At 69.8% G+C, this 14,839-nt stretch carries 20 protein-coding genes; 9 read left to right on the forward strand and 11 right to left on the reverse strand.

The window, feature by feature from the left end; translation table 11 throughout:
• Positions 1–10: 10 nt before the first annotated feature.
• From AB0D53_RS10495 to AB0D53_RS10505, 3 genes are all read right to left on the reverse strand, one after another.
• Positions 11–223 carry a hypothetical protein gene (locus AB0D53_RS10495; protein ID WP_362443062.1) on the reverse strand — a complete coding sequence of 71 codons (213 nt, stop codon included), beginning with the start codon at positions 221–223 and terminating at the stop codon, positions 11–13.
• A 145-nt stretch (positions 224–368) separates the two neighbouring features.
• Positions 369–479 (reverse strand): SGM_5486 family transporter-associated protein, encoded by a 111-nt coding sequence (locus AB0D53_RS10500; protein ID WP_256259565.1) that lies wholly within the window; start codon positions 477–479, stop codon positions 369–371.
• Between the two features lie 26 nt (positions 480–505).
• A complete protein-coding gene (locus tag AB0D53_RS10505; protein WP_362443065.1) occupies positions 506–1,819 on the reverse strand; it encodes an MFS transporter in 1,314 nt (437 codons plus the stop codon).
• A gap of 137 nt (positions 1,820–1,956) precedes the next feature.
• Between AB0D53_RS10505 and AB0D53_RS10510 the strand changes: the two genes are divergently transcribed.
• Entirely contained in the window at positions 1,957–2,631 is a 675-nt protein-coding gene (locus AB0D53_RS10510) for a FadR/GntR family transcriptional regulator (RefSeq protein ID WP_362443068.1), read from the forward strand.
• Between the two features lie 9 nt (positions 2,632–2,640).
• Here AB0D53_RS10510 and AB0D53_RS10515 read toward each other — a convergent pair whose 3' ends face one another.
• The 6 genes from AB0D53_RS10515 to AB0D53_RS10540 form a co-directional block, all read right to left on the reverse strand.
• The gene (locus tag AB0D53_RS10515; RefSeq protein WP_362443071.1) at positions 2,641–3,027 is read right to left on the reverse strand and encodes a hypothetical protein; all 387 of its coding nucleotides are present in this window, start codon (positions 3,025–3,027) and stop codon (positions 2,641–2,643) included.
• 166 nt (positions 3,028–3,193) lie between these two features.
• Positions 3,194–3,961: an enoyl-ACP reductase FabI gene (gene fabI / locus AB0D53_RS10520; RefSeq protein WP_329816748.1), complete on the reverse strand. Its 768-nt coding sequence runs from the start codon at positions 3,959–3,961 to the stop codon at positions 3,194–3,196.
• Positions 3,962–3,966: 5 nt separating this feature from the next.
• Positions 3,967–4,686: a 3-oxoacyl-[acyl-carrier-protein] reductase gene (gene fabG / locus AB0D53_RS10525; RefSeq protein ID WP_362443074.1), complete on the reverse strand. Its 720-nt coding sequence runs from the start codon at positions 4,684–4,686 to the stop codon at positions 3,967–3,969.
• Between the two features lie 154 nt (positions 4,687–4,840).
• Complete coding sequence (locus tag AB0D53_RS10530) at positions 4,841–5,224, reverse strand: PIN domain-containing protein (RefSeq protein WP_362443918.1); 384 nt, start codon at positions 5,222–5,224, stop codon at positions 4,841–4,843.
• Between the two features lie 5 nt (positions 5,225–5,229).
• On the reverse strand, positions 5,230–5,514 hold the full coding sequence (locus AB0D53_RS10535; protein WP_266362518.1) for a type II toxin-antitoxin system Phd/YefM family antitoxin: 285 nt from the start codon (positions 5,512–5,514) through the stop codon (positions 5,230–5,232).
• A 131-nt stretch (positions 5,515–5,645) separates the two neighbouring features.
• Entirely contained in the window at positions 5,646–6,113 is a 468-nt protein-coding gene (locus AB0D53_RS10540) for an ATP-binding protein (protein WP_362443078.1), read from the reverse strand.
• 198 nt (positions 6,114–6,311) lie between these two features.
• Here AB0D53_RS10540 and AB0D53_RS10545 point away from each other — a divergent pair, with 198 nt between their 5' ends.
• The 5 genes from AB0D53_RS10545 (at position 6,312) to tyrS (ending at position 11,794) form a co-directional block, all read left to right on the forward strand.
• Entirely contained in the window at positions 6,312–7,181 is an 870-nt protein-coding gene (locus AB0D53_RS10545; RefSeq protein WP_362443921.1) for a helix-turn-helix transcriptional regulator, read from the forward strand.
• The gene (locus AB0D53_RS10550; protein WP_362443081.1) at positions 7,178–7,402 is read left to right on the forward strand and encodes a DUF397 domain-containing protein; all 225 of its coding nucleotides are present in this window, start codon (positions 7,178–7,180) and stop codon (positions 7,400–7,402) included. Before AB0D53_RS10545 ends, AB0D53_RS10550 begins: the two co-directional genes overlap by 4 nt.
• Positions 7,403–7,554: 152 nt before the next feature.
• A complete protein-coding gene (locus tag AB0D53_RS10555) occupies positions 7,555–9,078 on the forward strand; it encodes a TldD/PmbA family protein (RefSeq protein WP_362443084.1) in 1,524 nt (507 codons plus the stop codon).
• On the forward strand, positions 9,075–10,469 hold the full coding sequence (locus tag AB0D53_RS10560; RefSeq protein WP_362443087.1) for a metallopeptidase TldD-related protein: 1,395 nt from the start codon (positions 9,075–9,077) through the stop codon (positions 10,467–10,469). Before AB0D53_RS10555 ends, AB0D53_RS10560 begins: the two co-directional genes overlap by 4 nt.
• 59 nt (positions 10,470–10,528) lie before the next feature.
• Positions 10,529–11,794 carry a tyrosine--tRNA ligase gene (gene tyrS / locus AB0D53_RS10565; protein ID WP_362443090.1) on the forward strand — a complete coding sequence of 422 codons (1,266 nt, stop codon included), beginning with the start codon at positions 10,529–10,531 and terminating at the stop codon, positions 11,792–11,794.
• Between the two features lie 73 nt (positions 11,795–11,867).
• Here the strand turns inward: tyrS and AB0D53_RS10570 are convergent, their stop codons facing one another.
• Positions 11,868–12,143: a GlsB/YeaQ/YmgE family stress response membrane protein gene (locus AB0D53_RS10570; RefSeq protein WP_329816755.1), complete on the reverse strand. Its 276-nt coding sequence runs from the start codon at positions 12,141–12,143 to the stop codon at positions 11,868–11,870.
• 234 nt (positions 12,144–12,377) lie between these two features.
• Between AB0D53_RS10570 and AB0D53_RS10575 the strand changes: the two genes are divergently transcribed.
• The 3 genes from AB0D53_RS10575 to AB0D53_RS10585 all read left to right on the forward strand — a co-directional run bounded on the left by AB0D53_RS10575 (position 12,378) and on the right by AB0D53_RS10585 (position 13,515).
• Positions 12,378–12,743, forward strand: a complete 366-nt coding sequence (locus AB0D53_RS10575; RefSeq protein ID WP_362443094.1) for a DUF3099 domain-containing protein — start codon at positions 12,378–12,380, stop codon at positions 12,741–12,743.
• A gap of 237 nt (positions 12,744–12,980) precedes the next feature.
• Complete coding sequence (locus AB0D53_RS10580) at positions 12,981–13,226, forward strand: hypothetical protein (RefSeq protein ID WP_362443097.1); 246 nt, start codon at positions 12,981–12,983, stop codon at positions 13,224–13,226.
• A 160-nt stretch (positions 13,227–13,386) separates the two neighbouring features.
• The gene (locus AB0D53_RS10585) at positions 13,387–13,515 is read left to right on the forward strand and encodes a hypothetical protein (protein ID WP_362443100.1); all 129 of its coding nucleotides are present in this window, start codon (positions 13,387–13,389) and stop codon (positions 13,513–13,515) included.
• A 313-nt stretch (positions 13,516–13,828) separates the two neighbouring features.
• On the opposite strand, the gene moaA is transcribed toward AB0D53_RS10585, so the two are convergent.
• Positions 13,829–14,818, reverse strand: a complete 990-nt coding sequence (moaA, locus tag AB0D53_RS10590; protein WP_362443103.1) for a GTP 3',8-cyclase MoaA — start codon at positions 14,816–14,818, stop codon at positions 13,829–13,831.
• Positions 14,819–14,839 lie beyond the last annotated feature (21 nt).

Below are 14,839 nucleotides of genomic sequence, written 5' to 3' on the forward strand. Positions count from 1 at the left end.
GGGCGCTTGGTCACTGTCGGCCGGTCACCAGGGCCGCGATTCGCGCGAGCAACCGGGTGACCGCCGGGTCGGTGGTCACGGCGTGCGCCTCACCGGTTCCCACGATCAGCAGCAGCAACGCGGCGAACGCGAGCGCGGGCAGCGCGACGGCCCACCACGGCAGCCGCACCTCGACACCGCCCGTGGCCGGGTGGGTGGTCGGGGTGTGCGTTCGGGCCGGCATGTCCGCCTCCGTGGGTCATCGGTACTGATACCGAGAATCTACGGATCCGGGCCCGGGGTTCCCATCCGGCGGCCCACCCACTTCACCCTGAACCTGGCACCCTAGGGGACGCGGGGGTTAACCCCACCATCGGCGGCCGAGCGGCTCAGGGGGACGCGATCGAGGCGATCACCGCGACGATCACGGTGATCAGCAGCATCGCCCCGAGTACGAGGAGGAGCTTCTTCTGACCGTTCTGGGGATTCGGGTCGAGCACAGGAGACATGGGGTCAGTCTCGCATCTCAGCATTCGTCCTCGATCGTCCGGGGCCGCCCGGCCAGGATCCCGACCGCCATCTGCGGCACCATGAGGCCCGCCATCAGTGCGATGGGCAGCTCCCAGCCGCCGCTGTGCTGGTAGAGCACACCGATCAGCAGCGGTCCCGGGATCGAGATCAGATAGCCCACGGACTGGGCGAACGCGGACAGCCTGACCACCCCCGCGCCGGTGCGCGAGCGCATGCCGATCATGGTCAGGGCGAGCGGGAAGGAGCAGTTCGAGATGCCCAGGAGCACCGCCCAGGCCCAGGCTCCGCCGGCCGGGGCGAGGTAGAGGCCCGCGTAGCCGATGAGGCCGCAGCTGCCGAGGAAGACGACGATCGGGCCCTGGTTCTTCATCCGGGCCGCGGCCCTCGGGATGACGAAGGCGAGCGGCACGCCCATCGCCATGGTCACGGCGAGCAGCACACCTGCCGCACCTGCCGAGACCCCGGCGTCGCGGAAGATCTGCGGCATCCATCCCATGGTGATGTACGCGGCGGTGGCCTGGAGGCCGAAGAAGCAGGCGAGGGCCCAGGCGGTACGACTACGGGTGATCTTGAGGACCGGGGTGCCGGCGTGCTGGGGGGCGGGCTGCCCCGGGGCGCCGGTCCGGTCCCGTACCACCGGGATCCAGGGCAGGATCGCCACGGCGGAGAGCGCGGCCCAGACGCCGAGCCCCAGACGCCAGCTGCCGCCCATCGCGCTGGTCATCGGCACGGTCACCGCGGCGGCGAGCGAGGTGCCGAGGGCCAGGGCCATCGAGTAGAGCCCGGTCATGGAGCCGACCCGGTCCGGGAACCAGCGCTTGACGATCACCGGCATCAGGACGTTGCTGACGGCGATGCCCATGAGGGCGAGGGCGCTCGCGGCGAGGAAGCCGGCCGTCCCGCCGACGAGCGGCCGGATCACCAGACCGGCGGTGATGGCGGTCATACCGGCGCAGACGACCGCGCCCGGGCCGAAGCGGCGGGCCAGGCGCGGCGCCATGATGCCGAAGACCGCGAAGCAGAGCGGCGGTACGGAGGTGAGGACACCGGCCACGCTGCCGCTCATGTGCAGCCCGTCCCGTACCTCTTCGAGGAGGGCGCCGAGGCTGGTGATGGCGGGGCGGAGGTTGAGCGCGGTGAGGACCAGCCCGACGACGACCAGCCGGAGCACCCAGGGAGAGGGCCCGCCGGCGGCCTGCGCCGTCTGCGGGTCCTGCCGGGTCGGCGAGGACGTGGGTTCCGTGGGCGCGTCCATCGTGGTGGCGGGGCTCGGGTTCCGGGTCTGGGGCCGGGTCTCGTCTTCGGGCATGAGGCACATCATAGAATCATGGGATGATTGATTGTCCAATCAGCCCGGAGTCTCTCTGAGACCATTCGCTCCGGGCACGGCAACCACAGCGACTCCCGTCCCTCCTCATCACCCCAGCAACCCCACCAAGGAGCACCATGGCGCTGACGTCTCCGCGGCGTTCGGCACTCGCCGACCAGGTGATTGCCCAGCTCAGAAATCAGATCACCTCGGGCGAGTGGCCCGTGGGCTCACGCATTCCCACCGAGCCCGAACTGGTGGAGCAGCTGGGGGTGGCCCGCAACACCGTCCGGGAGGCCGTGCGCGCCCTCGCGCACAACGGGCTGCTGGACATCCGGCAGGGTTCGGGCACCTATGTCGTCGCCACCAGCGAGCTGGCCGGGGTGATGCACCGCCGTTTCGCCTCCGCCGATCCGCGCCATGTCGCCGAGCTGCGCTCCACCCTGGAGTCGTCGGCCGCGCGGCTGGCCGCCGCACGGCGCACCGAGCGGGATCTGAAGCAGATGGACGCGCTCATGGCGCGCCGGGAGGAGACCTGGGCCGCGGGTGAGGCCGAGGCGTTCGTCGCGGCGGACGCGACGCTGCATCTGGCCGTGGTCGCGGCCTCGCACAACGATGTGCTGACCGGGCTCTACGCCGACCTGGGCGATCTGCTGCGCGACTACCTCAGGGGCGATGTCGGCCCCGAGCTGGGGCCGGAAAGCCTCATGGACCACGGCCGGCTGGTGGAGGCGATCCGAGCGGGGGACGCGGAGACGGCGGCGGCCGAGGCCGCGAGCCACTCGCTGAGCTGTCTGGTGGATCGGGCCTGAGGCGGCCCGTCAGCCCTGGACCGCGTCCTGCACCCGCCGGTGCGTGACCCAGGCGGAGCCGACTTCCTTCCAGCAGCGGTCGTCGAGCCGCACGGTCCGCCCGGGCCCCACGTCGACCGGGGCGGCGTCGGCGTCTATGTCCCACCAGCGGCGGCATTCGGTGTGCAGTTGTACGCGGTCGGTGGAGGGGTACGGATTGTGGCAGTAGGCGACGACCCGGGAGCCCCGGACCGACGTACGGCATTCGGCTCCGGCGGGATCCGGGGTGGGGGCGTCGGGGGCGGATGCCCCGGCCCTCACCCGGCCCGCCGCGGATATCCCCACCGGGGCGGCGAGCGCGGCGACGGCCACGGCGGCCGCCAGCAGTATTCCGGTCCGGCGACGTGTGGAGCGCATGGCGACCTCCTCCCGTAGCCCGACCCGAAGTCCGGTTCACCACATTCTGCGGTGGATCGACCATCTTTTCGACTCGAGCGAGCCGGAGCCGGGTGCGAACGCGAAACAGCCGCGTTCCGCCTGCTCGGAGGCGGAACGCGGCTGTCTCGTGGTACGTCGTGAGGGGTCAGGCACCCATCATGTGCACGCCACCATCGACGTGGATGATCTCGCCCGTGGTCTTCGGGAAGAAGTCCGAGAGCAGCGCGACGATGCCGCGGCCGGCCGGCTCCGGGTCCGCCATGTCCCAGGCCAGCGGGGAGCGGGTGTCCCACACCTTGGCGAGGTCGGTGAAGCCCGGGATGGACTTCGCGGCCATCGAGCCGAGCGGTCCGGCCGAGACCAGGTTGCAGCGGATGTCGTCCTTGCCCAGGTCACGGGCGAGGTAGCGGGAGGTGGCCTCCAGCGCGGCCTTGGCCGGGCCCATCCAGTCGTACTGCGGCCAGGCGAACTGCGCGTCGAAGGTGAGGCCGACGATCGAGCCGCCGTCGTTCATCAGCGGCTTGCAGGCCATGGCCAGCGACTTCAGCGAGAACGCCGAGACGTGCATCGCCGTGGCGACGGACTCGAACGGGGTGTTGAGGAAGTTGCCGCCGAGCGCGTCCTGCGGCGCGAAGCCGATGGAGTGGACGACGCCGTCGAGCGAACCGAGCTCGTCCCGGACCAGGCCTTCGAGCCGGTCCAGGTGCTCGGTGTTGGTCACGTCCAGCTCGATGACCTTGGCCGGCTTCGGCAGCTTCTTGGCGATGCGCTCGGTCAGCGTGGGCCGGGGGAACGCGGTCAGGATGACTTCGGCGCCCTGCTCCTGGGCCACCTTCGCGGCATGGAAAGCGATGGACGACTCCATCAGCACACCTGTGATGAGGATGCGCTTGCCGTCGAGAATTCCGCTCATGGTGATCAGTGACCCATGCCCAATCCGCCGTCAACGGGGATGACGGCTCCAGTGATGTACGACGCGCCGTCGGAGGCGAGGAAGCGCACCGCGGCGGCGATCTCCTCGGGCTGCGCGTAGCGGCCGAGCGGCACCTGGGACACGATGCCCTTGCGCTGCTCCTCGGTGAGCACCTGCGTCATGTCGGTGTCGACGAAACCGGGTGCGACGACGTTGAAAGTGATGTTCCGGGAACCGAGCTCACGGGCCAGCGACCGGGCGAAGCCGACCAGACCCGCCTTGGACGCGGCGTAGTTCGCCTGCCCGGCCGAGCCGAGGAGCCCGACGACGGAGGAGATGAGTACGACACGGCCCTTCTTGGCACGCAGCATGCCGCGGTTGGCGCGCTTGACGACCCGGAAGGTGCCGGTGAGGTTGGTGTCGACGACGGACGTGAAGTCCTCCTCGGACATCCGCATCAGCAACTGGTCCTTGGTGATACCGGCGTTGGCGACCAGCACCTCCACGGGACCGTGCTTCTCCTCGATCTCCTTGTAGGCCTGCTCCACCTGCTCGGCGTCGGTGATGTCGCAACGGACCGCGAGAACACCGGCCTCGGTGAGCACCACGGGCGGCTCTCCGGAGCGATAGGTGATCGCGACCTTGTCGCCGTTGTCGGCGAAGGCGCGGGCGATGGCGAGGCCGATGCCCCGGTTTCCTCCGGTGACGAGAACCGAGCGGCTCAACGGATCACCCTTTCCCTAGCGGTCTGGTACGTCGAAAACCTATCGGTACCAGGCGCTCCGCGAGCAATCGCCCCCTGACAGCGCCTCCCCCCGGGCACTGTGGGGTTCCTACAGTGCCCGCTCCGAGCGAACGCTCCCTGCGCCGACGAGTGCGTCAGCGAAAGCCCGGCGCCTCGACAGAAAGGCCGACGCTCTCGGCGACTTCCAGCATCCGTTTGTCGTAACTGATGAGCACGTCGAGCGACGCTCCCAGCACCTGCGCGCTGGCCACGTGAATCGCGTCGAGAGTCCTCACTCTGCCCGACAGGGCAGCAGCCGCGTCCCGCACTTCGTCGGTCAGCAGGATCTCGGTGAATTCCCTGGTCAGATCCCCCATGAGATGGGGGAAGCTACCGACCTGGTCCAAGGTCCGAACCGTCTCTACGAAGCCGAGACTGCTGGTTGCCAGAGGTGCCACGGCTCGCCCCGCGAGATGAGCTCGCAGCGCGCGAGCATGATCGCGACCACTCAGCAGGGTGACGATCGCCGAGCTGTCCATGTAGATCAACGCGGATCGTCCTCACGGTCGGCGAGCAGAATATCCAGGGGAGAGACATCTTCCGGCGGCTCACAGACCGGCAGCCGGTCGAGATCGGCCGTCGTGGCCGGCTTCAGCCTGATCTGCCCCTGCGCGACGAGCGGGGCATAGCGCTCCGAGGCCCCGGTACCGGGAAGCAGTATGGCGATGACGTTGCCGTGTCTTGTCACCTGAATCGCCTCTCCCTTCTCCACGCGAGCAAAGACGGCACTCGGGTTGTACGAGAACTCGCGGACGGAGATCGTGCTCATCGGGGCTCCCTTCGGCGACCACCGCAGAATGTACCTATATTTTTGAATCGTACCTACAACGGGGAACATCGGCACAGGTCCGGGCAACCCCGCCAGGCGACGCCCCTTGCCCCCCACCGCCCCGACGAGGCTCACCCGGCCGGACAGGGGACCCGGCACCGGATCTGCTTGCCGATCGACGACCGGACCACGTGCCAGCCCGGCGCGAGCAGATCCAGCAGGGCGAGGCCACGGCCGGCCTCGGCCTCCGCGTCGTCCAGCGCGATGCCGCGGCGCCGCGGAACGGTGCGGGGGTCCGGGTCATGGACATTGACCGCGACCCCGAAGGCGGCGGCGTACACCTCCACCACCACGGGCACGTGATCCCCGCAGGCCCGGACGGCGTTCCCGACGAGCTCCGAGACGACGAGCTGCGCGGCGTCGGCCACGTCGCCCTGCACGCCCAGTTCGGCCAGGGCCTTGGCGGTGAGTTCACGCACGGAACGGAGGTTCGGGCCGGAGGCGTTGATGTGCGCCGCGAAGCCGCGGCTCCGGTAGCGCACGTAGTGCCCGACGGCGGGCGGCGGGGACTGCGGGTCGTGGTCTTCCTCGTCGGCCATGCCGAACATGACGCCTCCAGCCTGCGGCTCGGGGCCGCGCTCAACTTCTCGCCCTGGGCTTCAACTCATGCCCTGTGGGGACAACTTGACTGCACAGATCACAAACTACGCAAGCAGATCGCAAGTTTGTCACCTGAATTGATTGCTCAGCGGCCTGCTGCGTCGACTTGCATGCGGGCGCGCTGCCAGACTCCTGGAATGCCAAACGCGCGACCAGTTCCCACAGTCCGCCGACGTCGGCTCGGTGAGGCCCTCCGCCGATATCGGAACGCAGCCGGCCTCACCCTCGACTCGGCAGCCGAAGCGTTGGGGTGGCTGGGTCCCAAGCTGTCCCGCATCGAGACCGCCAACGGCCATGTCCGGCCGACCGAAGTGGCCGAACTGCTCAAGGTGTACGGAGTTGATGACCAAGAGGTGGTCGCAGCCCTGGAGGGGCTCGCCAAGGACGCCCGCAAGCAGGGCTGGTGGCAGACCTACAGCGGCATCGTCTCGCCCACGTACGCGGACTACATCTCACTCGAATCCGATGCCGCGAGCGTGCGCGAGTTCGCACCGCTGCTCATCCCCGGCCTCCTTCAGACCGCCGCCTACGCACGGGAGACCATCGCTGCCAACGCGATCACGCGCACGCCGGAGGAGGTCGCCGCGCTCGCAGAGGTCCGCCAGGCCCGTCAGGCCGTACTCACCCGCCCCTCCGGACCGCTGAAGCTCTGGGCGATCATCCATGAAGCCGTACTGCACCAGAGGTTCGCCACACGACCGACAACCATGCGCGAGCAGTTGCGCAGACTGCTGGACGTTTCGGAGATGCCACACGTGACACTCCAGGTGATGCCACTCAACGGCACACCCCACCCGGGGAGCGTCGGTGGCTTCAGCCTCGTCGGCTTTCCCGGGCCCATGCCGGACGTGGTTCTGCTGGAGAATCTCATCGGGTCGTCCTACGTTGAGGGCATCGGTGAAGTGGGGACTTTCGCCGACGCGTTCGAGCGAATCGTTGCGGCAGCACTGCCGACGGACGACTCACTGAGGCTGATTTCCCAGATGGAAGAGAGACACCGTAAGTGAACGAGGATCGCAAAGCGGAACTGCACACATATGACATCTCCGCAGTGGCCTGGCACAAAGCCACCGCTAGCGGCGGGGAGGGCAACTGCGTAGAAGTCGCCCAGCTCCCCGGAGGGGCAACGGCCGTACGCGACTCGAAGGACCTCTCACGCACCCCCCTGCGGTTCGGCGCCCCGGGGTGGGCCGCGTTCAGGGCGGGCGTGATCGACGGCTCCCTCTGACCGGCCGGGGCGGCTTGCCCGGGCGAGCGTCTCGTGGCCCGCGCCGAACCGGGTGACGGGCCCGGCGCGCCCGAGCGGGAAACCTGTGGCCGGCTGCCCTCGTCCCACGACATGGTTCACTGCGGACACATGCCGAAAAGACGGAGTACTACATGCCTCATGAGGTAGATCAGTCGTTCCTGGCCCTGCCGCTACGGGCCCTCGCCGACGCGGCGCTCGCCCGCGCGCGGGCGCTGGGCGCCGTCCATGCCGACTTCCGGCTGGAGCGGGTGCGCAGCGCGTCCTGGCGGCTGCGGGACGCCCGGCCCGCCGGGTCCTCGGACACCACCGATCTCGGCTACGCGGTGCGGGTGGTGCACGGCGGGGCGTGGGGCTTCGCGTCCGGGGTGGACCTGACGATGGACGCCGCGGCGAAGGTGGCCTCGCAGGCCGTCGCCATGGCGAAGCTCTCGGCCAAGGTGATCGCGGCGGCCGGCTCGGACGAGCGGGTCGAGCTGGCGGACGAGCCGGTGCACGGCGAGCGGACCTGGGTCTCGGCGTACGACATCGACCCCTTCGACGTACCGGCCGCGGAGAAGGCGGGGCTGCTCGCCGAGTGGAGCGGCCGGCTCCTGCGCGCCGAGGGCGTCGCGCATGTGGACGCCTCGCTGACGACCGTCCACGAGAACAAGTTCTACGCGGACACGGCCGGCACCGTGACCACCCAGCAACGGGTGCGGCTGCACCCGCAGTTGACCGCAGTCGCCGTGGACGGGTCCACCGGTGAGTTCGACTCGATGCGGACGATCGCCCCGCCGGCGGGCCGCGGCTGGGAGTACCTGACCGGGACCGGCTGGGACTGGGACGACGAGCTGGAGCGGATTCCCGGGCTGCTGGCCGAGAAGATGCGGGCGCCGAGCGTCGAGGCGGGAACGTACGACCTGGTCGTCGACCCGTCCAACCTCTGGCTGACCATCCACGAGTCGATCGGCCACGCCACCGAGCTGGACCGGGCGCTGGGCTACGAGGCGGCGTACGCCGGGACTTCGTTCGCCACCTTCGACCAGCTGGGGAAGCTGGCGTACGGCTCCCCCGTGATGAATGTGACCGGTGACCGCACCGCCGAGCACGGGCTCGCGACCATCGGGTACGACGACGAGGGCGTCGAGGCACAGTCCTGGGACCTGGTCAGGGACGGGACGCTGGTCGGGTATCAGCTGGACCGGCGGATCGCGAAGCTGACGGGGCTGGGCCGTTCCAACGGCTGCGCGTACGCGGACTCGCCGGGCCATGTCCCCGTGCAGCGGATGGCCAACGTGTCGCTGCGGCCGGATCCGGGCGGGCTGTCCACGGAGGACCTGATCGGCGGGGTGGATCGCGGGATCTACGTGGTCGGCGACCGGTCCTGGTCGATCGACATGCAGCGCTACAACTTCCAGTTCACCGGTCAGCGGTTCTTCCGGATCGAGAACGGCCGGCTGGCCGGGCAGCTGCGCGACGTCGCGTACCAGGCCACGACGACGGACTTCTGGGGCTCGATGGAGAAGGTCGGCGGCCCGCAGACCTATGTCCTGGGCGGCGCCTTCAACTGCGGCAAGGCCCAGCCGGGCCAGGTCGCGGCCGTCTCGCACGGCTGCCCCTCCGCCCTCTTCCGGAGCGTGAACATCCTCAATACGACGCAGGAGGCCGGACGATGAGCCGCGTCAGCAAGCCGCACGAGATCGTCGAGCGGGCGCTCGAACTGTCCACCGCCGACGGCTGTGTGGTCATCGCCGACGAGCAGTCGTCCGCGAATCTGCGCTGGGCCGGAAACGCGCTCACGACGAACGGGGTGACCAGGGGGCGGACCCTGACCGTCATCGCGACCGTCGACGGTGCGCAGGGCACCGCGTCCGGCGTGGTGTCGCGGTCCGCGGTGACCGCCGACGACCTGGAACCGCTGGTGCGGGCCGCCGAGGCCGCGGCGCGGGGGGCCGGTCCGGCGGAGGACGCGCAGCCGCTCGTGGCCGGGGTGCCCGTCTCGCCCGACTTCACGGACGCGCCGGCCGAGACGGACTCGGCCGTCTTCGCGGAGTTCGCCCCGGCGCTCGGCGACGCCTTCGCCCGCGCCCGCTCCGGCGGCCGTGAGCTGTACGGCTTCGCCAACCACGAGCTGACCACGACCTACCTCGGTACGTCGACGGGGCTGCGGCTGCGCCACGACCAGCCGACCGGAACGCTGGAGCTCAACGCCAAGTCCCCGGACCGCACCCGTTCGTCCTGGGCGGGCCGCGCGACGCGCGACTTCAAGGACGTCGACCCGGCCGAGCTGGACGCGGAACTGGCGCAGCGGCTGCGCTGGGCACAGCGCCGTATCGGGCTGCCCGCCGGGCGCTACGAGACGCTGCTGCCGCCGACCGCCGTCGCCGATCTGCTGATCTACCAGCTGTGGTCGTCGACGGCGCGGGACGCCGCGGAGGGCCGGACGGTGTTCTCCGAGCCGGGCGGCGGGACCCGGATCGGTGAGCGGCTCTCCCGGCTGCCGCTGACGCTCCGCAGCGACCCGAACGCACCGGGCCTGGAGTCGGCGCCGTTCGTGATCGCCCACGCCTCCGGGGACGGCGCCTCCGTCTTCGACAACGGTCTGCCGCTGGCGCCGACCGACTGGCTGCGGGACGGCCGGCTGGAGCACCTGACGACCACCCGGCACACGGCGGGGCTGACCGGGCTGCCGGTCGCGCCGGCCATCGACAACCTGGTGCTGGAGGGCGGCGGTGAGCGGTCGCTGGAGGAGATGGTGGCCGCGACGACCGGGCGCGGGCTGCTGCTGACCTGCATGTGGTACATCCGCGAGGTCGATCCGGCCACGCTGCTGCTGACCGGGCTGACCCGCGACGGGGTGTATCTCGTCGAGGACGGCGAGGTCATCGGTGAGGTGAACAATTTCCGGTTCAACGAGTCGCCGGTGGACCTGCTGTCGCGGGCCTCGGAGGCGGGCCGTACGGAGAGGACGCTGCCGCGCGAGTGGGGCGACTGGTTCACCCGGGCCGCGATGCCCGCGCTGCGGATCCCGGACTTCAACATGAGCTCGGTGAGTCCGGGCGTCTGACCCGCCTAGACTGAGCAGGAAACCCATTACCCGTACGCACCACGAGGAGCACCGGAACCGTGACGGACATCGTCGACGAGCTGAAGTGGCGTGGGCTGTTCGCCCAGTCCACTGACGAGGACGCACTGCGCAAGGCTCTCGCGGACGGTCCCGTCACCTTCTATTGCGGCTACGACCCCACCGCGGCGAGTCTGCACGTCGGCCATCTGGTGCAGGTGCTCACCATGCGCCGGCTCCAGCGGGCCGGTCTGCGGCCGCTCGCCCTGGTGGGCGGGGCCACCGGTCAGATCGGTGACCCGCGGCCGACCGCGGAGCGCACGCTGAACGATCCGGAGACGGTCGCCAACTGGGTGTCGCGGCTGCGGTCCCAGATCGAGCCGTTCCTGTCCTTCGAGGGCGAGAACGCGGCGGTCATGGTGAACAACCTGGACTGGACCTCGGGCATGTCCGCGATCGAGTTCCTCCGGGACATCGGCAAGCACTTCCGCGTCAACAAGATGCTGACCAAGGACTCCATCGCCCGGCGGCTGGAGTCCGACGAGGGCATCAGCTACACCGAGTTCAGCTACCAGCTGCTCCAGAGCATGGACTACCTGGAGCTGTACCGGCGCTACGGCTGCACCCTCCAGCAGGGCGGCAGCGACCAGTGGGGCAACCTCACCGCCGGTCTCGACCTGATCCACCGCCTGGAGCCGGGCGCCGAGGTGCACGCGCTGGCGACGCCGCTGATGACGAAGGCGGACGGAACCAAGTTCGGCAAGTCCGAGAGCGGGGCCGTCTGGCTCGACCCGACGATGACGACGCCGTACGCGTTCTACCAGTTCTGGCTGAACGTGGACGACCGGGACATCTCGCGGTACATGCGCATCCTCAGCTTCCTCAGCCCCGCGGAGCTGGAGGAGCTGGAGAAGGTCACCGAGGAGCGTCCGCAGGCGCGGACGGCGCAGCGCGCGCTGGCCGAGGAGCTGACGATGCTGGTGCACGGCGCCGAGCAGTGCGCCGCGGTCATCGCGGCGTCGAAGGCGCTCTTCGGCCAGGGCGAGCTCGGCGAGCTGGACGAGGCGACGCTGAGCGCCGCGCTGTCCGAGGTGCCGCACGCGCAGGTCACCGAGCTGGGCCCGCTGGTGGATCTCCTGGTGGAGGTCGGCCTGGCGCCGAGCAAGTCGGGCGCCCGCCGCACGGTGAAGGAGGGCGGCGCGTACGTGAACAACGTCAAGGTCACGGACGGCGAGAGCGCGCCGGCCCGTGAGGAGCTGCTGCACGGGCGCTGGCTGGTGCTGCGCCGGGGCAAGAAGAACCTCGCCGCCGTCGAGGTCACCGGCTGATCCCGGACCACGTACGTACCTCGGCCGGACACGCGCCATGCGTGTCCGGCCGCGGTGCGTCGTGCCGGGGTGTTCAGGTCCTCTTTCTGTTGCTGTGGAACGAGGCCCACAGCATGTCGCCGACGCCCACGACCACCACCGCACCGATCAGCTGGAGCAGATGGCGGATCCAGTCGATGCCCTTGGTGTCGTTGACACCGATCCAGGTGGCGACGGCGTTGCCGAGGACGCTGCCGATCATGCCGAAAATGATCGTCAGCCAGAGTGGGATGTTCTGTTTGCCGGGCAGGATCGCCTTCGCGATCAGACCGAGCACCAGACCCACGATGATTGCCCACAACCAACCCATGTCGCCTCCTCGTGCGACGCGATGTCGCGCATGTGCCGCCCAGTCTCGGCCCGCGGGCCGTGCACCGCATTCCGGAGGGGTCCGTACGTGCGGCCCGGACACCGATATGCACGAACGGGGCGTGCCCCGGTCTCGAAGCCGCCGGGTGCCGGGCGTACCGTGGTTTGCGGTCCGGCGCGGGGATGGGGTGTCCCCCGGCCCTCCAGTCGCCGGGGGAAAGGTGATGGAGACGTGATGCGGAAGCGGAGCGGCGACGAGGTCTTCCGGATCACGGGGGCCCGGCAGGGACTCGCGGACGATGTGCGCGGCAGGCAGCGGCGCTATGTGATCTCGATGTCCGTGCGGACCGTGTCGGTGGTCCTGGCCGCGGTGCTGTGGAACGTCGAGCGGTATGTCGCGATCGTGGCACTCGCGCTCGGGGTGCTGCTGCCGTACGTGGCGGTGGTCATCGCCAACGCGGGCCGGGAGAACACCCCTTCGCTCCCTTCCACCTTCGTACCGGCTCCGATGCGGCCGGTGCTCGACGCCGCGCCCCTGGCCGGTACGGCGGAACCCGGTCCGGAGGGTGACGGGGTCCGCCGCGACGGAAAATCGGTCTGAGTACGGCCGGGTGCGCATGGCATCCGACCCTCAAGAAAACCTCAGATCAATCATGAAGTTACGGTCACCGCACCCCGGTCTGCGTGACATACTTCGAAAGCGCTCCGCATCCCCCGTCGGAGCGACAGACCGACGCCGGGCAGCTCCCCCCGTGGCTGCCCGGCGTCGCTTTTTCTGCGGCCGGAGTGCGGTCGGGCAATGGTCTGATCCACAGGGGAAGGATCTAGGGTTGAGTCCGTGAACTCCCCTGAATCCGCTACCGAGAGCGCCGCCGCACCCATCTGTTCCGCCAAGGGCTGCCGGGCCGAGGCCGTTTGGGTGCTCGCCTGGAACAACCCGAAGCTGCACACCCCGGAGCGCCGCAAGACCTGGCTGGCCTGCGAGGAACACCGTGAGCACCTCTCCTCGTTCCTCGATGTCCGGGGTTTCCTCAAGGATGTCGTGACGCTCGCGGAGTGGGAGTCCGAAGCCGACCGGGGCTAGGGTTCCGAAGCTCAGGAAAACCTCAGATCAATCATGAAGTCACGGTGCACCGCACCCGATTGCTCATGACAGACTTCGCGGAGCTTCGAGCCGCTCCTTGCGGCAGGTCCGCTGACGAACAAGGCCGTCAGCGGGGCTGCTGGAGGAACGAGGAGGAGTTGTGAGTGATCAAAGCGATGTGAAGCCTCGCAGGCCGAGGTGGACCGAAGCCGAGAGGTGGCAGGTCTGTCTGGCGGTGGCAGGGCTGTTCGTGGCGATCATCGCCGCAGTGGGACAGTTCGTGCAGTAGCGGTCCCGCACCCGAGACGGTCGTGACCGGAGCCGCGTACGCGGAAGCCCGGTCGGCAGCTGGGCGACCGGGCTCGTGAACCGCGTCGAAGGGTCTGGCCCGGGGTGCCTCCCGGGTCGGGCCCTTCCGTGTCGCTCAGGATCGGGTGCAAGCAGACACCCTGTGATGCGACACGAGGAATATACCGCTCCCGTGTCGCCGCGGAACCTGTTCCGCGGCACTCACGGATCGCCGCTTCCGCCTGAACATGCAGGCCGGACGGGCGGTGGCCGGAGGGACGGCGGCCGGAGGGACGGCGGCCGGACAGCGCGGCTCAGCCGCCGATCGCCGACATCGGCCGGTCGGGCTGGAGGAAGGACGGGTCGTCCAGGCCCGATCCGGCCTTCTTGCCCCACATCGCGAGCGTCCAGATCCGGGCGATCTCCTCGTCCGGCGCGTCCGAACGCAGGGCTCCGCGCAGATCGGTCTCCTCGCGGGCGAAGAGGCAGGTGCGCACCTGGCCGTCGGCGGTGAGCCTGGTCCGGTCGCAGGCCCGGCAGAAGGGGCGGGTGACGGAGGCGATGACGCCGACCCGATGGGGGCCGCCGTCGACGATCCAGCGCTCGGCCGGGGCGGAGCCGCGCTCCCCGGCGCCCTCCTCGGTGAGGGTGAAGCGGGTGCGCAGCGACCGGAGTATGTCGCCTGCCGTGATCATGCCGTCGCGCTTCCAGCCGTGCTGGGCGTCGAGCGGCATCTGCTCGATGAAGCGGAGCTCGTATCCGTGCTCGACGGCCCAGGCGAGCAGTTCGGGGGCCTCGTCGTCGTTGAACCCCGGCATCAGGACGGTGTTGACCTTGACCGGAGTGAGCCCGGCGTCGCGGGCGGCTTCGAGGCCGGCCAGCACGTCGTGGTGGCGGTCGCGGCGGGTGAGGGTCTTGAAGACCTCGGGTCGCAGGGTGTCCAGCGAGACATTGACCCGGTCGAGACCGGCGGCCACGAGTGCGGCGGCGGTGCGCTTGAGACCGATGCCGTTGGTGGTGAGCGACATCCGGGGGCGGGGGTCCAGGGCCGCGCAGCGCTCGACCAGGGAGACGAGCCCGGGGCGCAGCAGCGGCTCGCCACCGGTGAAGCGGACCTCGGTGATGCCGAGCCGGGTCACGGCGATACGGATCAGCCGGACGATCTCGTCGTCACTGAGCAGGTCGGGCTTGCCCAGCCATTGCAGGCCCTCTTCCGGCATGCAGTAGGTGCACCGCAGATTGCACCGGTCGGTCAGCGAGACGCGCAGGTCGGTGGCGACCCGGTCGTATGTGTCGATGAGCATGTGGGCCCCCTCCCCGATCGC

Origin of the sequence: Streptomyces sp. NPDC048295, assembly GCF_040652135.1 — a bacterium.
In the GTDB taxonomy this organism is placed as follows: Bacteria; Actinomycetota; Actinomycetes; order Streptomycetales; family Streptomycetaceae; genus Streptomyces.